General features: G+C 38.6%; 19 protein-coding genes. 15 read left to right on the top strand and 4 right to left on the bottom strand.

The genetic code is table 11. The features are described from left to right. The first annotated feature begins 28 nt into the window (after positions 1-28). From MKY20_RS19180 to MKY20_RS19170, 3 genes are all read left to right on the top strand, one after another. Positions 29-790, top strand: a complete 762-nt coding sequence (locus MKY20_RS19180; protein WP_019382755.1) for a hydroxypyruvate isomerase family protein — start codon at positions 29-31, stop codon at positions 788-790. Continuing rightward, the gene (locus tag MKY20_RS19175) at positions 787-1,680 is read left to right on the top strand and encodes an NAD(P)-dependent oxidoreductase (RefSeq protein ID WP_019382754.1); all 894 of its coding nucleotides are present in this window, start codon (positions 787-789) and stop codon (positions 1,678-1,680) included. The genes MKY20_RS19180 and MKY20_RS19175 overlap by 4 nt, the downstream gene beginning before the upstream one ends. Before the next feature lie 249 nt (positions 1,681-1,929). Further along, positions 1,930-2,604, top strand: a complete 675-nt coding sequence (locus MKY20_RS19170; RefSeq protein WP_009330429.1) for a lysozyme family protein — start codon at positions 1,930-1,932, stop codon at positions 2,602-2,604. Positions 2,605-2,640: 36 nt separating this feature from the next. On the opposite strand, the gene MKY20_RS19165 is transcribed toward MKY20_RS19170, so the two are convergent. Together MKY20_RS19165 and MKY20_RS19160 are read right to left on the bottom strand one after the other, a co-directional pair. Continuing rightward, positions 2,641-2,832, bottom strand: coding sequence for a hypothetical protein (locus tag MKY20_RS19165; RefSeq protein ID WP_236888065.1), 192 nt, complete (start codon positions 2,830-2,832; stop codon positions 2,641-2,643). A 13-nt stretch (positions 2,833-2,845) separates the two neighbouring features. Continuing rightward, positions 2,846-4,060 (bottom strand): serine hydrolase domain-containing protein, encoded by a 1,215-nt coding sequence (locus tag MKY20_RS19160; RefSeq protein ID WP_341002461.1) that lies wholly within the window; start codon positions 4,058-4,060, stop codon positions 2,846-2,848. A 286-nt stretch (positions 4,061-4,346) separates the two neighbouring features. Here MKY20_RS19160 and MKY20_RS19155 point away from each other — a divergent pair, with 286 nt between their 5' ends. The 3 genes from MKY20_RS19155 (at position 4,347) to MKY20_RS19145 (ending at position 8,648) form a co-directional block, all read left to right on the top strand. After that, a complete protein-coding gene (locus tag MKY20_RS19155; RefSeq protein ID WP_019382751.1) occupies positions 4,347-6,350 on the top strand; it encodes an LTA synthase family protein in 2,004 nt (667 codons plus the stop codon). Positions 6,351-6,616: 266 nt separating this feature from the next. Continuing rightward, a complete protein-coding gene (locus tag MKY20_RS19150; protein ID WP_019382750.1) occupies positions 6,617-7,417 on the top strand; it encodes a uroporphyrinogen-III synthase in 801 nt (266 codons plus the stop codon). Between the two features lie 220 nt (positions 7,418-7,637). Next, complete coding sequence (locus MKY20_RS19145; RefSeq protein WP_009330424.1) at positions 7,638-8,648, top strand: LacI family DNA-binding transcriptional regulator; 1,011 nt, start codon at positions 7,638-7,640, stop codon at positions 8,646-8,648. A 73-nt stretch (positions 8,649-8,721) separates the two neighbouring features. On the opposite strand, the gene MKY20_RS19140 is transcribed toward MKY20_RS19145, so the two are convergent. After that, positions 8,722-8,898 carry a hypothetical protein gene (locus MKY20_RS19140; protein ID WP_341002456.1) on the bottom strand — a complete coding sequence of 59 codons (177 nt, stop codon included), beginning with the start codon at positions 8,896-8,898 and terminating at the stop codon, positions 8,722-8,724. Between the two features lie 250 nt (positions 8,899-9,148). Between MKY20_RS19140 and MKY20_RS19135 the strand changes: the two genes are divergently transcribed. The 9 genes from MKY20_RS19135 to MKY20_RS19095 all read left to right on the top strand — a co-directional run bounded on the left by MKY20_RS19135 (position 9,149) and on the right by MKY20_RS19095 (position 19,676). Continuing rightward, positions 9,149-10,834, top strand: coding sequence for a glycoside hydrolase family 13 protein (locus tag MKY20_RS19135; protein WP_341002453.1), 1,686 nt, complete (start codon positions 9,149-9,151; stop codon positions 10,832-10,834). A gap of 213 nt (positions 10,835-11,047) precedes the next feature. After that, complete coding sequence (locus MKY20_RS19130) at positions 11,048-11,848, top strand: protein phosphatase 2C domain-containing protein (RefSeq protein WP_019382748.1); 801 nt, start codon at positions 11,048-11,050, stop codon at positions 11,846-11,848. A gap of 519 nt (positions 11,849-12,367) precedes the next feature. Further along, entirely contained in the window at positions 12,368-13,252 is an 885-nt protein-coding gene (locus MKY20_RS19125) for a sensor domain-containing protein (protein ID WP_009330421.1), read from the top strand. A gap of 256 nt (positions 13,253-13,508) precedes the next feature. Then, positions 13,509-14,054, top strand: coding sequence for a GNAT family N-acetyltransferase (locus MKY20_RS19120; protein WP_251264617.1), 546 nt, complete (start codon positions 13,509-13,511; stop codon positions 14,052-14,054). A 361-nt stretch (positions 14,055-14,415) separates the two neighbouring features. After that, a complete protein-coding gene (locus MKY20_RS19115) occupies positions 14,416-14,904 on the top strand; it encodes a hypothetical protein (RefSeq protein ID WP_019383533.1) in 489 nt (162 codons plus the stop codon). A 1,605-nt stretch (positions 14,905-16,509) separates the two neighbouring features. Continuing rightward, on the top strand, positions 16,510-16,737 hold the full coding sequence (locus tag MKY20_RS19110; RefSeq protein WP_009334893.1) for a hypothetical protein: 228 nt from the start codon (positions 16,510-16,512) through the stop codon (positions 16,735-16,737). Positions 16,738-17,175: 438 nt separating this feature from the next. Next, on the top strand, positions 17,176-17,661 hold the full coding sequence (locus MKY20_RS19105) for a DinB family protein (protein ID WP_009334892.1): 486 nt from the start codon (positions 17,176-17,178) through the stop codon (positions 17,659-17,661). 251 nt (positions 17,662-17,912) lie between these two features. Next, complete coding sequence (locus MKY20_RS19100; protein WP_009334891.1) at positions 17,913-18,200, top strand: DUF3986 family protein; 288 nt, start codon at positions 17,913-17,915, stop codon at positions 18,198-18,200. 390 nt (positions 18,201-18,590) lie between these two features. Further along, complete coding sequence (locus tag MKY20_RS19095) at positions 18,591-19,676, top strand: nitric oxide synthase oxygenase (protein ID WP_009334890.1); 1,086 nt, start codon at positions 18,591-18,593, stop codon at positions 19,674-19,676. Between the two features lie 35 nt (positions 19,677-19,711). Here MKY20_RS19095 and MKY20_RS19090 read toward each other — a convergent pair whose 3' ends face one another. Further along, entirely contained in the window at positions 19,712-19,867 is a 156-nt protein-coding gene (locus tag MKY20_RS19090; protein ID WP_009334889.1) for a hypothetical protein, read from the bottom strand. Between the last annotated feature and the right edge of the window lie 75 nt (positions 19,868-19,942).

Here is a 19,942-nt window from a genome sequence, read left to right as displayed (position 1 = left end):
AACAATAACCCTATTCCAGGAGGCTATCATGAATAGATATTCTGTTAATCTTTCAACCGTTTTTACAGAAGTTCCTTTTTTGGAGCGGTTTAAAAAAGCCCGTGAAGCTGGTTTTGTTTATGTGGAGTGCCAGTTTCCATATACATTTACAATAGAAGAAATCAAAGCAGAGCTTAAGCAAAATCAGTTATCGATGGACTTAATTAACCTGCCGCCAGGTCAATGGGAAAAAGGGGACCGTGGCCTGGCAGCAGACCCCGTACGTATAGAGGAATTTAGAAAATCAGTTGAAAGGGGGATCCGTTATGCAAATGGCCTTGGAGTTAAAAAGATACATTGTATGGCGGGGATACACCCAGACAATAATCTGGAAGTATTTATAGAAAATCTCCTTTATGCGGGCACTGCAATGTCTAGGCATGAGATAACCCTATTAATTGAGCCTATCAACCCATTCGACATGCCTGGCTATTTCTTAAATGATATCCATCAGGCATCAGACATAATCCATCGTGTCGCTTTGCCGAATGTGAAGCTTCAATTCGACTTTTACCATATTGAAAGAATTTATGGCCATTCTCTTTCCATGTATCAAAAATACGCTGAGCTGGTTTCGCATGTGCAAATTGCTGACCATCCGGGCAGACAGCAGCCAGGGACAGGTGAAATGAATTATACCGATATTCTTCAATATTTGAGTAAACACTATCGAGGCTTAATTGGTCTTGAATATAATCCGCAAGGCAGAAGTGAAGAGAGTTTTGCCTGGCAGAAAGGGGTGATATCATGAAGATTGGATTTATTGGAACAGGAGTAATGGGCTCGCGGATGGCCAAGCGCCTCCTGGGCAATGGCTTTCACGTCATCGTTCATAATCGGACAATTGAAAAAGCACAGCCCCTTATTGATCTGGGTGCCTTTTATTCGGAAACGATCAGCAATCTGGCCAGCCAATGTCAAGTCGTGTGTACCTGTCTTTCTATGCCAGACGATGTGCTGAACGTCTATACAGGTAAAGAGGGGATCATTCAAAGTGCCAAGCCTGGAACGATATGCGTTGACTTCACATCGGTAGGGGCAGACACGAGTAAAACTATCTTTGAGATGACAGATGCAAAAAAGATCAGTTATCTGGATTGTCCGGTTAGCGGAGGTCCTGAAGGAGCAGAAAGCGGGACATTAACGATCATGGCAGGCGGCGGAAAAGTGGCTTTTCAAAAAGTTAAGCCGGTACTGGAGATGCTCGGTGACACCATAGAATATCTGGGACCTTCGGGTTCAGGCAGCATTGCCAAGCTGATTAATCAGTATCTTGTTGCTGTTCACTCTCTGGCTGCATCAGAGGCAATGGTAGCCGGATCTGCTTATGGGCTGGATTCCGAACAGCTCTTAAAAGTGCTGAAGACAAGCTATGGCGACAGCAGAATCCTGCGCAGGCATATGGAACAATACGTATTCGATCGCCACTTCACACCAGGAGGAGCTGTGAAATATGTCCACAAGGATGTCCGGCTTGCCAACCAGCTTTTACAGGAAGCCGGCTTAAACCAATTTACCGGGCAACTGGCTGAAAAAGCATTCCAGACAGCCGCTGAGCAAGGCCATGGCGATCAGGATATGTCGGCAGTCATTAAGCCTCTTGAGGAAGAGGCCGGAATTATGGTGAAGAGGAAGAAGTAATCAGCGGAGACAGGAAGGCTCAGTTACTTCATTTGGTATGTATAGCAGAAAGCCGGTGTAAGCAAACTGACCGATATAATTTAAATGCTGGGTTAAACCAAAATTCAGGCAGATAAAAACCAATGATAAAAACCGAACTTTCCGGAAAACCTTCTTCCGGTCTTCTCTAAAGGAGCTATTCCTATTAAAATATCAGTATTTTCTGCTATAATGATAATCTGAAATAATAGAGAAACCGGGAGAGCAGCAATGAAACGCAAAAAAAGCAAAAAGCGTACAAAACGCAGATCAAATGTAGCATTCCTGTTATTTTTTTTGGTTCTGATTTTTGTCTTATTTGATCAATTCAAGCAGCTTAATATTAAGGAAACAGCGGTATCCTTACTGCCTAATACGGTGTCAAGGGATGTTCAGAATTATACGCCGATCCTTCAGAAGGAATTGAAGGAAGTTAACCTTGAAGAATATACTCTCGTATTAGCCGCGATCATGCAGCAGGAAAGCAAAGGGAAGGGCGGGGACCCGATGCAGGCTTCGGAATCAGCTGGATTGCCCCCGAATTCCATTCAGGATCCGGAACAAAGCATTAAGCAGGGTGTTAAACACTTTCAGAAAGCACTAAATTATGGCAGTCAGAAAAATGTAGACTTTCCTGCCGTTATCCAGGCCTACAATATGGGAATCGGATATATTGACTTTGTTGCAGATCAGGGCGGAAAACACAGTGAAGAAATCGCGAAAGAATTCTCACTCAAACAGGCCGAAAAAAATCCGGAAATTTATAATTGCGGAGGCGACAAGAATAATTTCCGCTATCCATACTGTTATGGGGATTTTACTTATACAACAAAGGTAACCGAAAATATTGAGATACTTACAGCAAGTGACACAGGAAAATCCGGAGAATTTAAATCAGTATGGTAAAAAACATAATAATATTATGGTAAACTAAAACCGCACTTAGCTAATAAGTGCGGTTTGTTTTTTCAGTGTCTGCTTTTGCTCATATACATCCACAATCTCGAGGCATTGACCTTTCAAATCGAAAATAAAATCTTCATTTATAAAATTCATTTTGAAAAATACTTTGTCATCTGCAATGGTAATGGGTTTTACTTCATATTTATATAACGCCCCATATTTTTTTGGCATAGTCACAAATAGTTTATTTTCCCCCCCAATGGACCGCAGCATATAATTCATGCGCCCGGTATTCTCCTGTCAGCATTCTCCAGGGAACGGGATCGTTTGAGTATGCTAACCTTTGAGGCATTCGCACCTTTTCTTTTAAAGTGATGCGGTATAGATCCTCACAGATTTTGTCTGCTGGAGTGATATTCATATTACTCAAGATGACGATAGTCAGATCCTCTTTAAAGTTCATTAACAGTTCATTTGTAAAGCCATTAATATCCCCAGAGTGTCTCGCTGTCCCTTGTTCGCCGTTAATAAACCAGCCATACCCATAGCCTCCAGGGTTGGCAGTGAACATTTTTGATGTCATACATTTGTTTAGCAGCAAACCATTCTGCAAAGCTTCTGTACATTTAAATAAATCCTCTGCAGTGCTGTACATTCCATATGCTCCCTGAGGGATGCTCATAGCGACATACTCTGGGTGAATGGCCTCTTCCCAGACCGAATGACCGGAAGCCAAGTCCGTTACAATCTTACGGCCATTATCAATTCCTGTATTTTTTAATTGAAGAGGTTTAAAAATATTCTCCAGGAGGAATTGTTCATAGGGTAAATCTGAAACTTTTTCAATTAAAGCAGTTAGCAGTAAATATCCTGCATTGCTGTATTGCATGTCCTTACCGGGCTGAAATTGCAGAGGCTTCCTCTTAATCCAATTGATGGATTTTTCCAGACTGGAGGGCAGACGCATGAATTTTTCCCAGTATTCAGGAGAAAAGGTAAAATCGGCTACGCCTGATGAATGACTTAATAAGTGATGAATGGTCACACCTTTTTCAGCAGGAAAATCATTAATATAAGTATGAATCATATCAAACAGATTCAGCTTCTTTTGCTGGTGAAGCAGAAGAGTAGCTGCTGCCGTAAATGAATTTGTCAAAGACCCAATGCGGAATTTGGTAATAGGAGTGTTTTCAATGGCATATTGATAGCTTGATAGTCCATATCCTTCATTCAGGATGACTTTGACTTTATGGGAGGCAAAAACACATCCATTAAAATAATTGCCCTCAGCAAGAATGTCCATATACTCGTTATTTGCTGTTTTTGGTCCATAGGAATTTCCGCCTTTATGTATAATTCGTTTACATTCTTCATATATATTGGCTGTTGTCTGATTTTTCTCCTTCCTTGAAAAATTAGATTTATAAGTTTTTACATAAAAAGTGAAACCAAATGGCATTTCATTCGTCTATATAGACGTGCAGCATTTATTAATGGGCAACACCCAGCTTAGGCTGTGAACTGCACTTACTCTGTTTAATAGTCATAAAAAGAGCATTTAATCTGGACATGCTTGACATTTTATTAAATGCGAGTATAGTTATATTCTTGTGCAGTGCTTTTTTGGATGTTCATAGATTCTTAATATTTATCAGGTAAACTAATAATTATTGGGCTGATTGCCAACATAAGATTTTTAAATTACTAGCAAAGTATGTTAGAATAAAGTGCTAGAAGGCAGGTGTATGATTTTGAATACTTTACTTCATAAAAGTCAGGATATATTAAATAAATATATTGGCTTTTTCTTTTTAGCAGTATTTCTGCTCTGGATGAAAACGTATATTACTCAAATGACACAATTTAACTTAGGCATTGAAAGTGCCTTGCAGCATTTCCTTTTATTCATCAACCCGCTGGGGTCTTCATTGCTGTTTTTAGGAATTGCATTCTTTTTCAAAGGCAGAAGAAAATATATCGCCTTGATGGTAATGTATTTCTTGCTATCGTTCCTGCTGTTTGCGAACGCAGTGTACTATCGTTTTTTTAATGATTTTATTACTTTGCCGACTTTGACGCAGACACAGAACTTTGGTGACGTCAGCGGAAGCATCAGCTCATTATTACAGCCGACTGATATCTTTTTCTTCCTTGATTTCATCGTGCTTGCCGGCTTGCTTGTATTTAAAGTTGTAAAAGTGGAAACAAAGGATTTGACGCGCCGCAGATCAGCAGCATTAATTTATGCTTCTCTGGCCATTTCATTTGCAAACCTGGGATTGGCTGAAACAGACCGCCCTGAACTTTTGACAAGAGGTTTTGACCGCAATTACATTGTTAAGTATTTAGGCATGTACAATTATACGATTTATGATGCAGTACAAAGCACGAAGGCATCCGCGCAAAGAGTTATGGCGGATAGCAGTGATACAACCGAAGTCATCAACTTTACAAAATCGAATTATGCTGAACCGAACCCGAAGTACTTCGGAAAAGCGGAAGGCATGAATGTGATCTACCTTCACCTTGAATCCATTCAGACATTCTTGATGAACTATGAACTGCACGGTGAAGAAGTAACACCATTTTTGAACTCACTGATTGAAGAAGAAAATACAACGTATTTTGATAACTTCTTCCATCAGACTGCACAAGGGAAAACAGCTGATGCTGAGTTTATCCTTGAAAACTCCCTATATGGATTGCCGCAGGGTTCTGCCTTTACAACAAAGGGCATGAATACCTACAATGCAGCACCAGCAATTCTGAAGGATAAAGGCTATACTTCTGCAGTTTTTCACGGTAACTCGGGAAGTTTCTGGAACCGTAACGAAATTTACAAATCCTTTGGCTATGACAACTTTTTCGATGCAGGATATTATGATTTAAAACCAGAAAACATGGCTGACTATGGTCTAATGGATAAGCCGTTCTTTGAACAATCCATGCCGTATCTTAAGTCACTTAAACAGCCGTTCTATTCTAAATTCATTACTGTGTCCCATCACTATCCTTATCATATGGATCAGGAACTGGCGACAATTGAGCCTCATACTACTGGTGACAAATCAGTGGATAATTACTTCCAGACAGCCCGCTATGCTGATGAAGCACTTAAACAGTTCTTTGAGCAGCTTAAAGCTTCCGGCCTGTATGAGAACTCAGTGATTGTCATGTATGGTGACCATTATGGTATTTCCAAGAACCATAATAAAGCAATGGAACAAGTGCTAGGCAAGGAAATTTCAGCGTTCGATAGTGCCGGTCTGCAGCGTGTGCCTCTATTCATCCGCGTACCTGGCATGGAAGGCGGGGTAAACCATGAATTTGGCGGTCAGATCGACTTGATGCCAACATTGATGCACTTGCTTGGCATTGATACTAAACAGTATCTGCAATTCGGTACAGACTTATTATCAGAACAGCATGATGATCTTGTTCCTTTCCGTAACGGAGATTTCATGAGTCCAACCATTTCATCTGTTGACGGAAAGTTCTATGACTCAACAACTGGTGAACTGCTGGATGAAAGCCGTTTTGAAGAAGCGAAAAAACTTCAGGAAAGTGCCGAGCAGAAATTGGCGCTATCTGATAAAGTCGTAAACGGAGATCTTCTCCGCTTCTACACACCGGAAAACTTCGAACCGGTTGATCGTTCAAAGTACGATTACAAAGCAGAAAGCAATGGGGTCAACAAGAAGAACGAAGTAACTGAAGAAATGGCTGAAGAAGAGCCAGCTGATAAATAATTCAAAAACTGTCTGCGGGAAATCCTGCGGGCAGTTTTTTTTGCTGGATAACTCCTCTATTCGAAAATAAATAAGTCACATACCAAACTAAATACTTTTATAAAGCAGGTAAAATCAAATAAACAAAAGTAAGGGTGTTTACTTTGATTCAGTGTGGAATACCATTATGCATTAGCTAAATCTGGTTCAAGCCTAATATTATGTGATAAATAAACATTCAACCTTTATAATTAAAAATAAAAAGATACATTTCTAGGGGGATTAAGATGAGGAAGCTTGCTGGCAAAAGGATTGCACTTTTAGGTTCTCGGAAAATAGAAGAAATTGGCAAATTGGTGGAGAATCAGGGAGGGATTGCCTTCAGCAGGCCAGCCCAGGGGACAACACTGCTCAAAGACGATAAACTCCAGGATCATGTAAGACTGCTAATAAAGGAAAGCTTTGAATGGATTATTTTTACTACCGGAATCGGGGTCGAAACCATATATCAAACGGCTCTTGATATGAATGAGGGTGACGCCCTAATCAACAGCCTGCAAAAAGCAAATATTGCAGCAAGGGGTTATAAAACCGTTAATACTCTGAAAAAACTTGATATCACACCTTCAGTGCGGGATGATGACGGAAGTACGGCAGGCTTAATCCGAGAGTTCTCAGCTCATTCCCTAACAGGCCGGAAAGTAGCCCTGCAGCTTCACGGGGACCCGGCACCACGCCTTAAACAGTGGCTGGAAGATAACCATGCGGACTATGAAGAAATACTGCCATATACCCATATTCCTCCTGATGAAAATGTAATGAATCAGCTGCTGTCCGAGCTCCTTGACGGAAAGCTTGATTCAGTATTTTTCACCAGCACACCTCAAGTAAGGAATTTATTCACCTTCGCCCGGAAAAAGAAGGCAGATACGCAATTGAAAAGTTGTCTATCAGAACAGGTTGTGGCTTTATCAGTTGGAAAAGTAACTGCACAAGCTTTACATGAAGAAGGAATTGAAAGAGTCATTTTTCCGGAAGCCGAGAGGATCGGGAGTGCGGTTATTGAATTAGCCCGTTTTTATAATTAAGAAGTCATTTAAGGACTAATTTGTAAAAATAAATAAGCTTCTAGAGCGCAGAATATACTCTTGAAAGGGGCCCCTTTAGGCTCCTTTTTAATTAATTCATGGATATACTAATTTCAAAAAATCATAAAAAATATATTGAAAATGCATACAAGGGATGATAATGTTACAACGTAAACGTTTTCGCACCAAAAATAATACATCAATTTTAAGCAGGTGGGATATGACTAATACCATCAAAGATGTTGCCAAAAAAGCAAATGTCTCCATTGCAACCGTTTCCAGGATTTTGAATGACCAGGGAGGCTATTCGGAAAAAACAAAATTCAAGGTTCTTAAAGTGATTGAAGAGCTGGGATACCAGCCAAACGCAGTGGCAAGAGGATTAATTAACAAAAGAACACATACGATTGGGGTGCTTTTCCCGAAGCTTTCCAGTTCTCTGGTTACCGATCTGCTGGATGGCATTGAAAAGGCTGCAAATGACAACGGTTCCAGTGTGATCGTCTGCCATACAGAATCAAATGGCGAAAAAACGATGAAATATCTCCAGCTGCTTATCGAAAAAAGGGTAGACGGGATAATTTTTGCAAGTGAAATATTAAAAGAAGAGTATTATCAATTTGTAGCTAAAACCAAGATGCCGATTATTTTGCTTTCAACCGAGTCCTATGCGTACCCCGTGCCTTTTGTAAAGGTCAACGATTTTCATGCAGCATATGCTGCAGCCAAGTATTTAATCGGCAAGGGGCATACCAAAATTGGAATGATAAGCGGAAAAAAGGATGATATCATCGCGGGGATTCCGAGGATTGAAGGCTTTAAGAAAGCTCTTTCAGATCATGGCATATCGCTGGGTTCCGAAAATGTTGTGTTCAGCAGGGGATTTGCATTTCCTGATGGGATCGAGGGCTTGAAAAAGCTAATCGGGCAGTTCCCGGATGTTACAGCGATATTTGCAGCAAGTGATGAAATGGCTATCGGGGCCTTATCAGCAGCTTATCAATTAGGAATTAAGGTCCCGGATGAGATATCTGTTATGGGGTACGATAATTTAAACCTTGCTGAGATGTCCATTCCGCCGCTGACAACAGTGGGACAGCCTCTCGCAAAAATGGGTGAGGCTGCCGCAGAAATGCTCTTTACCATAATGGAAACTGGCGAAATTCCGGAAAGCCGGATTATGCCGCATAGAATCATTGAAAGAATGAGTGTGAAAGAGAGGAAAAAATAACTCTCTTTTTCTCGGCTTAATTACGTAAACGTTTACGTAATTGAGAGCTAAATAACAAATAACAAATTTAAATTCAATGTCCATTCCTTTCCCGATCTTCATTCAGCAGCTTGTCATGCATACGAGTGCCTGGGGTATGGATGAGCTGCTTGGATTGATCATTTTGTATATCGCTTTCAATCTTTCCGATATTATTTTTATCTATATTGGCTATATTCGTGCTATTCCTGAATGCAACGGTGGCCATCATCACAAGTCTTGGTGCATGGAATGACTACATGCTGCACCTCGTTTTGATCAGCGACCGGAAAATGGCCAGACTGCCGCTACTCCTGTATATTTTCCAAGGCCCATTTCAGCACAGATCTTTCATCTGCGTCCTGCTTAATGGAACTTGCACTATGATTATTATGTATACCTTTGCCTAGAAATGGATTATAAGCGATGTAATGAAAGGTTTTATAAAATAAATATTATTCTTAGATCGGAGTTGTAATAAATTGAACAAAACATGGTGGAAAGAAAGTGTCATTTATCAAATTTATCCAAGAAGCTTTAATGACTCCAATGGGGATGGGATTGGAGATATCAACGGAATCACTGAAAAAATTCCTTATCTAAGCGAACTGGGGATCGATGTCATCTGGCTATCCCCCGTTTACCAATCGCCTAATGATGATAATGGCTATGACATCTCAGATTACCGCAATATCATGGACGAGTTCGGAAATATGAATGACTTCGACGGTATGCTGGACAAAGCCCATGAGCACGGCATCAAAATCATGATGGATCTCGTTGTCAACCACTCAAGCGATGAACACCAGTGGTTCCAGGAATCACGAAAATCCAAAGATAATCCCTACAGAGATTATTATATTTGGAAGAAAACAGACAACGGCGAACCTCCTACGAATTGGGGCGCTGCGTTTGGCGGAAGTGCATGGGAATATGATGAAGAAACACGTGAATATTACCTGCACCTTTTCAGTAAGAAACAGCCTGACTTGAATTGGGAAAATCCTGTATTAAGAAATGAAGTGTATGATATGATGCGCTTCTGGCTGGACAAAGGGATTGATGGTTTCCGCATGGATGTCGTCAATTTCATTTCAAAAGATACCAGCTATCCACAGGGGGAGATTCGTGAAGGACACAAATATGGGGACGGCAGCAAGTATTATATGAATGGACCAAGAATTCATCAATTCCTGCAGGAAATGAACAAAGAAGCCCTTAGCCCGTATGATACCATTACGGTTGGGGAGATGCCGGGTGTAACAGTAGAAGAAGGCAAGCTCTATACAGGCAAAGACAGAAATGAATTGAATATGGTTTTCCATTTTGAACATGTAGGGCTTGGCGACGGGCAATACGGCAAATGGGATCCGCGTCCTTGGAAACTGACTGAATTGAAAGAGATTTTCAGCAAGTGGCAAAAGGGTCTGGAGGAAGATGGATGGAACAGCTTGTACTGGAGCAACCATGACCAGCCTCGTGCCATCTCCAGATGGGGAAATGAATCAGAGGAATACCGCGTTATTTCTGGTAAGATGATTGCGGCATGTCTGCATATGATGCAGGGGACGCCTTATATTTACCAGGGCGAAGAAATCGGCATGACAAATGTAAAGTTCACTGATATCAATGATTACCGTGATATCGAAACGTTAAATGCATACCGTGATCTTACACCGGATTCCCTAACATATGATGAAATCTTTAAAGGCATTCATGAGAGAGGCCGGGATAATGCGAGAACGCCTGTTCAGTGGGATGCCAGCCCGAATGCAGGCTTTACCGACGGAACGCCTTGGATTAATGTGAATCCAAATTATGAGAGAATTAACGCTGAAGCAGTGTTTAAAGATGAAGATTCCATCTTCCATTTTTATAAAAAGCTCATTCAGCTTAGAAAGCAAAATGAAGTGATTGTTTATGGCACATTCGATTTAATAATGGAAGAAGATGAGCAGATCTTCGCCTTTACAAGAACTCTTGGAGATGACCAGCTGCTTGTGATCTGCAACTTCAGTGAAGAAACTCCTGACTTTAAACTTCCAGTCCATGTCCGGTACTCTTCTAAGGAACTGCTGATTTCCAACCTGAATGCAGATGAAAATGAAGAAATTGAAAATCTGCCACTCAAGCCTTATGAAGCTAGAGTGTATCGTTTGAAGAAATAAAGATAGGGCCTGTTTAGGGCCCTTATTGGTGTTAATAAACAGACATTTTCCTTTGATCGATTTACAAGCTGGAAGCTGATTCTTTCTAATTACAAGAGTGACAGGGGAAAAAATGAAGAAGTATTGCTTAGAGGACCATTGAGGTTCTCTTTTTTGTTGACATATTCTTATTAATAAATATTATTATGTTAAAACATGGAAGGGGCCATTTCAATGAATTTATTAGAATATTCCTGGGTTGGCAGTGAGGAGCCTTACCTGGATGAAATAAGCATTCAGCATATCGGTAGAATGGTATTAGGGCGTTTCGGCGGAAACAGGAATGCTGGGCAAAATAAAAATGAAGACGGCTGCCTGTTATGGACAGGTAATAACGAAGATTGGGAGTTTACTATTTTACTGGATGCCCATACTACTGCGGAAAGCGCTGAGTTAGTTATTCAAACGGTCAAATCAATGAAAACGGAAATCATTGCTTTATTAGTGCTGCCGCCCCGGGAAGTGTTTGAACAAGTTGGCGGATTACTGCTTAAACAATTTAAAAGTCAGGGTTTCAAGGAGGAATGCAGAAGGATTAAAGGTGAAACAGCTTTTTTATGTGTGATCAGAAAAGGCTCATTTCTTTGGTGGCTATCGATCGGGGATTGTATTCTGCATTTATTCCACCCTGAACTGGCTGCATTTAACGAATATCAGCAAAACCACCGAAGTTTTTATGAATGGGTGGGCAAAGTCAATACGTTTGATTTGCCGGTTCCCTGTTATAGCTCGGGTACAAAGGAGCTCAGAAGAGGCAGGAATCATATTTTTTTAACAACAGATGGGCTGACGGAATGTCCCAACACCAACTTTGCTGAACCAAGAGAAATATTTAATCTTTTTAGCTTATTCGGGAATGAGGATGGGGTCCGTGAGCTATTAAAGATAATAAAAGATAGGGATGTCCGGGACAGTACGACCATCATATCCTGGATAATTGATGCAGAGCATGAAGGATGCCAGCCCAGCGGCTGATTTTACAGAAACGTTGCAGAAAATCGGCAGTAAAAGGAAATAAAACTGGAGACAAGAGAATCTGAATGAATAACGACGAAAAAGAAGCCTCCACTCTAAGGAAAAGGGTTCCTCTTTCGGGTGATTTATTGAAAAAGGGCATAAAAATGACGTGTGAATTGGCACACGTCATTTTCCTATAAGGTTTTTAACTTATTTTATCGTTTTTGAGATAGCAATTGACATTATAATTTATAATGGACGATAAATATTGTGCCATTAAAATGTAGTGCCAAGATGCTGTCAATTTCAATGTCACTTGGACTGCCGCAATTTCTTACTCATATTGAACAAACGGGGCAGGTTTATATATAATGGTGAGTAATACTCCGTACGGTTTTTGCAGCTCTTTTCTCCTTACTCCCTTTTCTGTCTGTTAAGCTAACCAGGAAAGTTGAAATTTATTGCTTGCCAGTTTAGTTTGAGATAAAATAAAAAAATTGGGAATGCTTTTCAACTTTTTATAAAAAGGATATAAATATGTTTAAAAATATAGATTTATTTAATCAGGCCTTTTTTTTTGCTCCGATTGGGATGTCGATAGTCTCATTAGAGGGAAAATGGATTAGGGTAAATCATGCTTTAACTAAAATTACTGGATATACAGAGGACGAGCTCCTTACCACGAACTTTCAAACATTAACCTATCCAAAGGACTTAGATACTGATTTATCTTACACACAAGAATTAGTGGAAGGAAAAAGAGACTCTTTTGAGATGGAAAAAAGGTATGTCCATAAAAGCGGGAAGATTGTATGGGTGTTATTATCAGTATCCATAGTGCGGGAAGGGAACAAGCCATTATTCCTTATTTCTCAAATACAAGATATAACCGATCGTAAAAACTCAGAAAGAATATTGAAACAAATGGCTCATTATGACTTTCTAACCCAATTGCCTAATCGGAGATTATTTGAAGAACGACTTAATCATGCAATTGAATCAGCTAATTTCAATAAAGGGCTAGTCGCAGTACTGTATCTTGATTTAGATGGGTTTAAGCAAATAAATGATACCTTCGGTCATGACTTAGGAGATTTATTGTTAAAAGAAGTCGCGAGAAGGCTTACAGGTTGTATAGGAAATAAGGATACTGTGGCCAGGCTTGCAGGTGATGAATTCACGATTTTACTTCCGGAAACGACAATCGATAATGCAAAACATGTTGCCGAACGGATCATCGACATTCTATCTAATAAAGTGTCGGTGCAGAATGTTGTTATCTCAATAACTCCCAGTATCGGAATTGCTTTTTGCGATGATTTCAATATGGATGTCAGGAATTTGCTGAAATATGCTGATGAAGCTATGTATCAAGCAAAACAGAACGGAAAGAATAATTATCAAGTTTCACAGATCAGATAAAGCTAAATATGACTTTATTATTAGCGTTGATCCACGGAGGATTGATGCAATTTTTGTTGAATTCAACTTACGGATTCTTATGTTCAAAATCTGCTGCTAAACGCAGCTTTTTTCTTTTGAACTAAAGAGGCTGGTTAGTCAATAAGGATTTATATTATAACAATAAATGCTGAAATATGGTAAATACCTAGGTGTTAATATCATACTTTTGACTATTTAGAATAAAATGGCTGTAAAATGATATTGGAGGGGTTTTATGGAGCTAGTAGGACAACAAATTTACCTTAGACTTTACAAAACTTCTGACGCCTGCGAGTTAGCTAACTTACATACTAGAAATCGCGAATTTTTTCAACGAGTTAGCCCATTACTCCCGGAAGCCTTTTATACGGAAGAACATCAAAAATTACGCATTGAACAGGCTTTAAAAAAGACAGGCGAAGGGCAATTATATGCTTTAGGAATCTTTTTAAAAGCAACTGATAAACTTATCGGAGACATTTCATTAACTCAAATTACTATGGGAGACCAACAAAGCTGTTATACGGGATTTACTTTAGATAAGGAGTATAATGGAAAGGGATATACAACAGAAGCTCTTCAACTTGTTGTAGATTTTGCTTTCAAAGAATTAAAACTACATAGAATTGAAGCAGGAGCTATGCCTGATAATATAGCATCTATTCGTGTATTAGAAAAAGCGGGGTTTAAAAAAGAAGGTATAGCTAAAGAAAATTTAAAGATTAATGGAAAGTGGACAGATCATCAAGTATTAGCTATCATCAACAGCTTGGATGCATAAGCTCGTTTCACTTCCGATAATTTTTCTGTAAACGAAACGTGTTCTGGAGTGAGACTGCCTGATACAAATTTTATAAATCTTACCAACTCTACTTCAAGAAAAATATTAACGTCAAAACTGTAAATCATAAGAGGGATTTGGTATTTACCTAAGGAGTTGCTTGGCAACTCACTTTTTTATAGTACTTTGTGAAGTGTTTCACTTAAACTACCGGGTGCTTCCCTTAAAGAACTGGCTGCTAAAAAATACAGCCTTTTTCTTATTTGACTAAGGGCATTATCTTTTATGATACAGCTGATAAATTATGGTATAAATAACTTTTACCAGGAGAAACTACAAAATAAAAGAAGGTGGGTTTATTTTGTTAAGTAAAGTTGTACTTTGGACAATTTTAATTGCTCCATGGTTCACATTATTCTTTTTAAAGAGAGAAGATATTAAGCGTTTTATGCCTGTTGCAATATTAGCTGCATTTCTAATGGTTCTCTATAACTTGATAGCTCACAATCAAAAACACTGGATAATTAAAGAATCAATTTTACCATGGTTAAAACCTTCCTTTGCTTCAGGTATACTAGGTGCTTTTTTAATTGTAACTATATGGATTTTTTACTTCACATATGGTAAGTTTTGGATTTACTTAGTGACTAATATTGTACTGGATTTTATGTTTGCAATTTTCCCTGTCCATTTTATCCTTCAGGAAAAATTAAAAATTTATCAATTGATTAACATAACTCCTTGGGGTCGTCTTTGTATTTTCATCACACTATCAATTGTTATTTATGGTTACCATTATTGGCTCGAGGAAGTGTTTAAGTCCACTTATAAGGATTCTGGCAGCTTATAAACTATTCAAAACAAGGGAAAAGATTCAGCTGTCATTTCTGGCGGCTTTTTTTGTTCAACTAAAGGACAGATTTGAGAAAACGGTATTAAACAAAGGGGGTTCAATAGGGTTTTGCCTTATGGTTATAGGTTTCAATTATTAAGTGATGTCCCTTAACCGCTGCAATAGTAAAGAACTAATTTTCTAAAAGTGTAACTTCTGATTGAGGAACTAATTTTGTTTGGTAATCTTTCTTGATTTCACAGAAACCACTTTCATATATCCATAATACGGTATATGTGTCAGTTTTATAAACAACTTTGGCTCCTATACTAATGGTTATACCTCCTAGAATGCATGGTTAAGGGACAATTCTAAATTAGCATATTGTAGGATTTTAGTTAAAGGGGAAATTTCCTCAACAAAAGAAAAAGCCCATTAAAGGGAAAAAAGGATGTGCTGAAAAAAACGATTATCATGAAGGAGTTAATAAATCTATAAGCTTGACTAAATTTATAGTTGATTGCTTATGAGCCTAATTATAAACATTGAAAAATTCCCTTATAGAGGGACCAGGTTGGAGCAAGCTTATCAGAGGAGCCGTATACATTGTATTTACTTTAAAGGAGATAGTGCTTTTGAAACAAAGGAGTAAGGGAATTCCTAGTTAAGGCGTTACACAGAGAAAAGAGTATTAATGATTGTAAAACAATAAAAGTGACCATGGTTAGCTAATTCTTATTACGATTTGTATTTTTATTTATTCGACGTATAAGATATTCAGTTTGCAATTGTCCTACTACTGCAGCAATAATAATATTCGCTATATTAAATATCGTTAGCCATTTAATTAGCATTCGGGTATCCTTAAACACAAAAATCATGCCTTTCGCTAAAGAGGTTGTATTACTTTTTTGTTCCCAGACATTTAAAAATTATAATGTTCCTGCAAAGTTCGAAGAAGTTGTATTAATAAGCATCTTGTTTCATTAATCTTTTCTTCCCGCTATATATACCAGGGTAGTAGCTATAGCCCAAGTAAAAAAAATTATTGTTGAAATAGCTAGTAAAAACCAGGGAGTGTTTAAAATATGTTGATCTATCCAATGAAGCATGATATCACCTCATGTGCTAAGAGAAAGGGCTGAAACTTATTCAATATACAAGGAGAATATACAAAGCCCTTACTCCAGATATTATTATGCCCAGTGCTTGTGAAAATATCTAATTTAAAATACAAAAACACCCGCAGATTTGCGGCTACCCTGTGAATTGATCTGTAGTATAGGTTCATAATTGAATGAGGATGCGAGTAAGGAGCAGGGCTTAAGCGAGTAAACTGGAAAGCTTGCCTTATCTTTACTCTTCATTTTTATCTTACCCAAAGAAAAGGGATTTAAGTATATCAGATGGTCTTATTGATGTTTCATCAAGTAACCAAACTTTGCACTAAGAAAAAGGACGTTTATCAATTAATTGTGTGTATGTTAAAGATCAGCTGCCAAATTTGGTGGCTGTTTATTATTTAACTAAAAAGGCAGGTTAGTGAAAAAAGGGATTATTTTAAAGAGAGGAGAATTATTTATTCTTGATGGATAGAAAAAATTCAATTTAAAGGGGAATAGAATGAATATTAGACCATATAAAGAGACAGATAAAGCTTTTCTTGTAAGTCTTTCAACACGGTTTGCGAAATTCGACCTTATGGCCTGGCGTGATCCTCAAAAAATGGAAGAGGCACAATTAAAAATAGCTGAAGAATCTCTTAACGATCCTTCACTTTATACAGAGATTCTTTGTGGCAGAGGAAGAGACAGGGGATTTATTAGGTTTCATAGAAGTAAAACCACATAAAGATTTTTTAAGCGGTATAGAACAAGGAACCTTGTAGCCATTGCAGTTTCATCTAAAGGTGAAGGGAAGGGTATCGGTAAGAGCCTAATGGAGAAGGCAGTAGTTGGGCTCAGCAAAAAGGATATCATCAACTCTTCCTGATGTCTTTGCCAAGAATGATCGTGCGGTAAATTTCTATAGGCATTTAAACTATGAAACTGAAGTACTAAAATGGTAAAAGAGATTTAATGCCTTGTACTAAAGAATTTTATTTCCAGAAATCGGTGCTAAATACAGGCTTCCATTCCGGTCAGCTTTTTTTATAAAAACTATAGGGCAGGTTTGTGGAACAAGGAATTCTAATAATAATTGTGAAATAGTAATAATTAACAATGTTTCGTTTTGCTTTTATACTGTTTTTTTCAAGGTCAATTATTTCCTAAATAAGGAGGGGCTTTTTTGCAAATTTTTTTTAAATATAACTGGATGGTAAGAGAAGACTGGTATCGCTGGTGTGAAGAGTTAAGTGAAGAAGAACTCCAGCAAAACCGAACGGGTGGAATGGGAAGTATTTTGTATACACTTTTCCATATAGTTGATGTCGAATGGAGCTGGATACGGCTCTTACAAGGAAAAACCGACTTTCAAGAGAGTTTCGATGGTTATAAAAGTTTGAATAAGGTTCGAAAATTGGACGCTGAATTTCATTTAGAAGTAGAAAACTTTGTGAAAAATTGGGATGCCAGTATGGAAAATCGTTTATTTTACGATACCTTACCAGATGGAAGAATAGTGACGGATACCTGGGGTGAGATTATGCGTCATACTATTGCTCATGAAATTCACCATATAGGACAATTATCAATTTGGGCAAGGGATATTGGAATAAACCCTGTTTCTGCAAACCTTATTGGTCGGGGTCTTTCCTCTCATTCCTATAAATAGTGCAAATAGAAAGCAATATAGCCGGTTTCTGTATATTCTGGGTGTGATAATTTAATTTACTTATTCTGCTGCTTATTCGGTTTTATGTAGATTATGAGTTTGTTAAGAAAGTAGCGAGTCGTTGAGTTCGGAAGCATTAACCGCTATTTTTGTTGAATACCATATTGAACAAACTTTTTTTATTGAGGAATATGAAGAAGAATTGTTGATTTTTATCTTCGAAATTTAAATGATAAAAAAAGAGGTGCTTAATGGATAATTTGTATGATGATAAATATCATCTGCATTTAGGTTATTACCAGGATGATTGTGATTATGAGTCGATAGCATTTAAAAGAAAATCAGAGGATATATGGGATATATTCTTTGACTTTAAAGCGTATGGGATTAAAAATAATACCCCAGAAAACGAATTAACACTAAACTCATACGGAACGAGAATTTTTTCAATACGCAATAAAGAAATTGATTATGATAGTGGGGTATACCAGTTTAAGCAATGGTTATCCATTAATAAGATAATCTTAATTGTTGGTTAATGAAGAAGATGACTGCTGCTGCGTTTTTTGTTGTTCTTACGGGGCAGTTTTATGAAAGGGCGAGTTTTGCTTTTTTATCCGACATAAACCTTGTCAAAAGGGCTGTCATTTCGGTGCAGATTTTTTAAAAAGCAGTTCTAAACGGAACCCTTTACTCTAAGGATGGCGAAAAAGAAACCTCTACTCAAAAAATGAGAGCTAATCGAAATGAATAACGACGAAAAAGAAACCCCTCTTTAATAACGGATGTTAATCAGAAAGATAATTTTGCCAAGTCCACTCTAAAGCAACATCCTTAGACGATCCGGCAAACCCCAGAACATCATTTCTTTCTCCCCAACCTTCCCTATGCTATCATTAACCAATAGTCTATTCTGGGAGGATTTATCTTTGAAAAAGGACTTATTTGAAAAAGCAGCAGAATTTATAAAAATGTTTTATAGTGAACAGAATAGAAGTCCTGCTGAACTAAGCAACAGACTAAGGGAAATCGAATATTCAATTGCAGAGCACGGAGTTTATGAACATACTTATGAAGAATTGGAATTTGGTGCCAAAGCTGCCTGGCGAAATAGCAATCGCTGTATAGGGAGACTGTTCTGGGATCATCTAAAAGTTTTGGATAAGCGGGAGGCGAAAGAAGCGGATGAAGTATTTTCTGCTCTGTTTGAACATATACAATTTGCCACTAACAATGGCAGGCTTCGTCCGGCCATCACCATCTTCTCTCCTGACACTTCCGAACAGAAAATCAGAATTTGGAACCATCAGCTAATCCGGTATGCTGGCTATGAGACTGCGGATGGGATTATTGGCGATCCCCACTCCATCCCTTTTACTAAACAATGCGTGAAATTGGGCTGGGAGCCGAAGTACGGCAAATTTGATGTGCTGCCATTAGTTGTTCAAATGTACAATCAGCAGCCCCGATTAAGGGAAATACCTGAAGAGCTGATTCTCGAAGTCGCGATTGTGCATCCAGAATATAATTGGTTCAGTGACCTCGGCTTGAAATGGTACGCAGTCCCGATGATATCGGATATGAAGCTGGAAATTGGGGGCATTTCCTACAAAGCAGCCCCTTTTAATGGCTGGTATATGGGTACTGAAATTGGTGCGCGAAACCTGGCAGACGATTTTCGTTATGACGTGCTCCCGCAGATTGCCTCATTATTGGGGCTGGATACCAGGTCGCATTCTTCGCTTTGGAAGGATCGGGCACTGGTGGAATTGAATGCAGCTGTATTGCATTCATTTAAAAAAGAAGGTGTCAGCATAGTAGACCATCATACTGCTGCACAGCAGTTCAAGAAATTTGAAGAAAACGAAAAGGGCCAGGGAAGGGATCTGACCGGTGACTGGACCTGGCTGATCCCGCCCGTATCCCCTGCAGCTACACACATTTTTCATAAACAGTATATTAATGAAGTAAAAACGCCTAATTACTTCTATCAGGATACTCCTTATCAAAAATGAAAGCCGGCATCAATCATGCTGGCTTTCTGCATTGGTTAATTCATCTCTTCATCACTGGTTCTCCGGTCTGTCTTCTCAGGAGGAATCTTGGAAAGCTGGTCCATAGGCTCCATCATAGATTCAAGAAGACTTCCTTTAACTTGATTCTGTTCATCCATATTATCCGGCTGAATAGTATCGCGGTTGTCCATCACTTCACCTCATTTTACTAATTTTTCATAGAATTTACTTCCCGCTTAATGATTATTCCAAAAACCGAGAAGTCA

It is taken from the genome of Cytobacillus sp. FSL W8-0315 (assembly GCF_038002905.1).
Taxonomy (GTDB): domain Bacteria; phylum Bacillota; class Bacilli; order Bacillales; family Cytobacillaceae; genus Cytobacillus; species Cytobacillus pseudoceanisediminis.
This window is presented reverse-complemented; position numbering and strand designations above follow the sequence as displayed.

Coding starts and splice junctions, on each gene's coding strand:
- MKY20_RS19180 (WP_019382755.1), top strand. CDS start 29: ATGAATAGATATTCTGTTAATCTTTCAACCGTTTTTACAGAAGTTCCT.
- MKY20_RS19175 (WP_019382754.1), top strand. CDS start 787: ATGAAGATTGGATTTATTGGAACAGGAGTAATGGGCTCGCGGATGGCC.
- MKY20_RS19170 (WP_009330429.1), top strand. CDS start 1,930: ATGAAACGCAAAAAAAGCAAAAAGCGTACAAAACGCAGATCAAATGTA.
- MKY20_RS19165 (WP_236888065.1), bottom strand. CDS start 2,832: ATGCCAAAAAAATATGGGGCGTTATATAAATATGAAGTAAAACCCATT.
- MKY20_RS19160 (WP_341002461.1), bottom strand. CDS start 4,060: ATGCCATTTGGTTTCACTTTTTATGTAAAAACTTATAAATCTAATTTT.
- MKY20_RS19155 (WP_019382751.1), top strand. CDS start 4,347: ATGATTTTGAATACTTTACTTCATAAAAGTCAGGATATATTAAATAAA.
- MKY20_RS19150 (WP_019382750.1), top strand. CDS start 6,617: ATGAGGAAGCTTGCTGGCAAAAGGATTGCACTTTTAGGTTCTCGGAAA.
- MKY20_RS19145 (WP_009330424.1), top strand. CDS start 7,638: ATGACTAATACCATCAAAGATGTTGCCAAAAAAGCAAATGTCTCCATT.
- MKY20_RS19140 (WP_341002456.1), bottom strand. CDS start 8,898: ATGATGGCCACCGTTGCATTCAGGAATAGCACGAATATAGCCAATATA.
- MKY20_RS19130 (WP_019382748.1), top strand. CDS start 11,048: ATGAATTTATTAGAATATTCCTGGGTTGGCAGTGAGGAGCCTTACCTG.
- MKY20_RS19125 (WP_009330421.1), top strand. CDS start 12,368: ATGTTTAAAAATATAGATTTATTTAATCAGGCCTTTTTTTTTGCTCCG.
- MKY20_RS19120 (WP_251264617.1), top strand. CDS start 13,509: ATGGAGCTAGTAGGACAACAAATTTACCTTAGACTTTACAAAACTTCT.
- MKY20_RS19110 (WP_009334893.1), top strand. CDS start 16,510: ATGAATATTAGACCATATAAAGAGACAGATAAAGCTTTTCTTGTAAGT.
- MKY20_RS19100 (WP_009334891.1), top strand. CDS start 17,913: ATGGATAATTTGTATGATGATAAATATCATCTGCATTTAGGTTATTAC.
- MKY20_RS19090 (WP_009334889.1), bottom strand. CDS start 19,867: ATGGACAACCGCGATACTATTCAGCCGGATAATATGGATGAACAGAAT.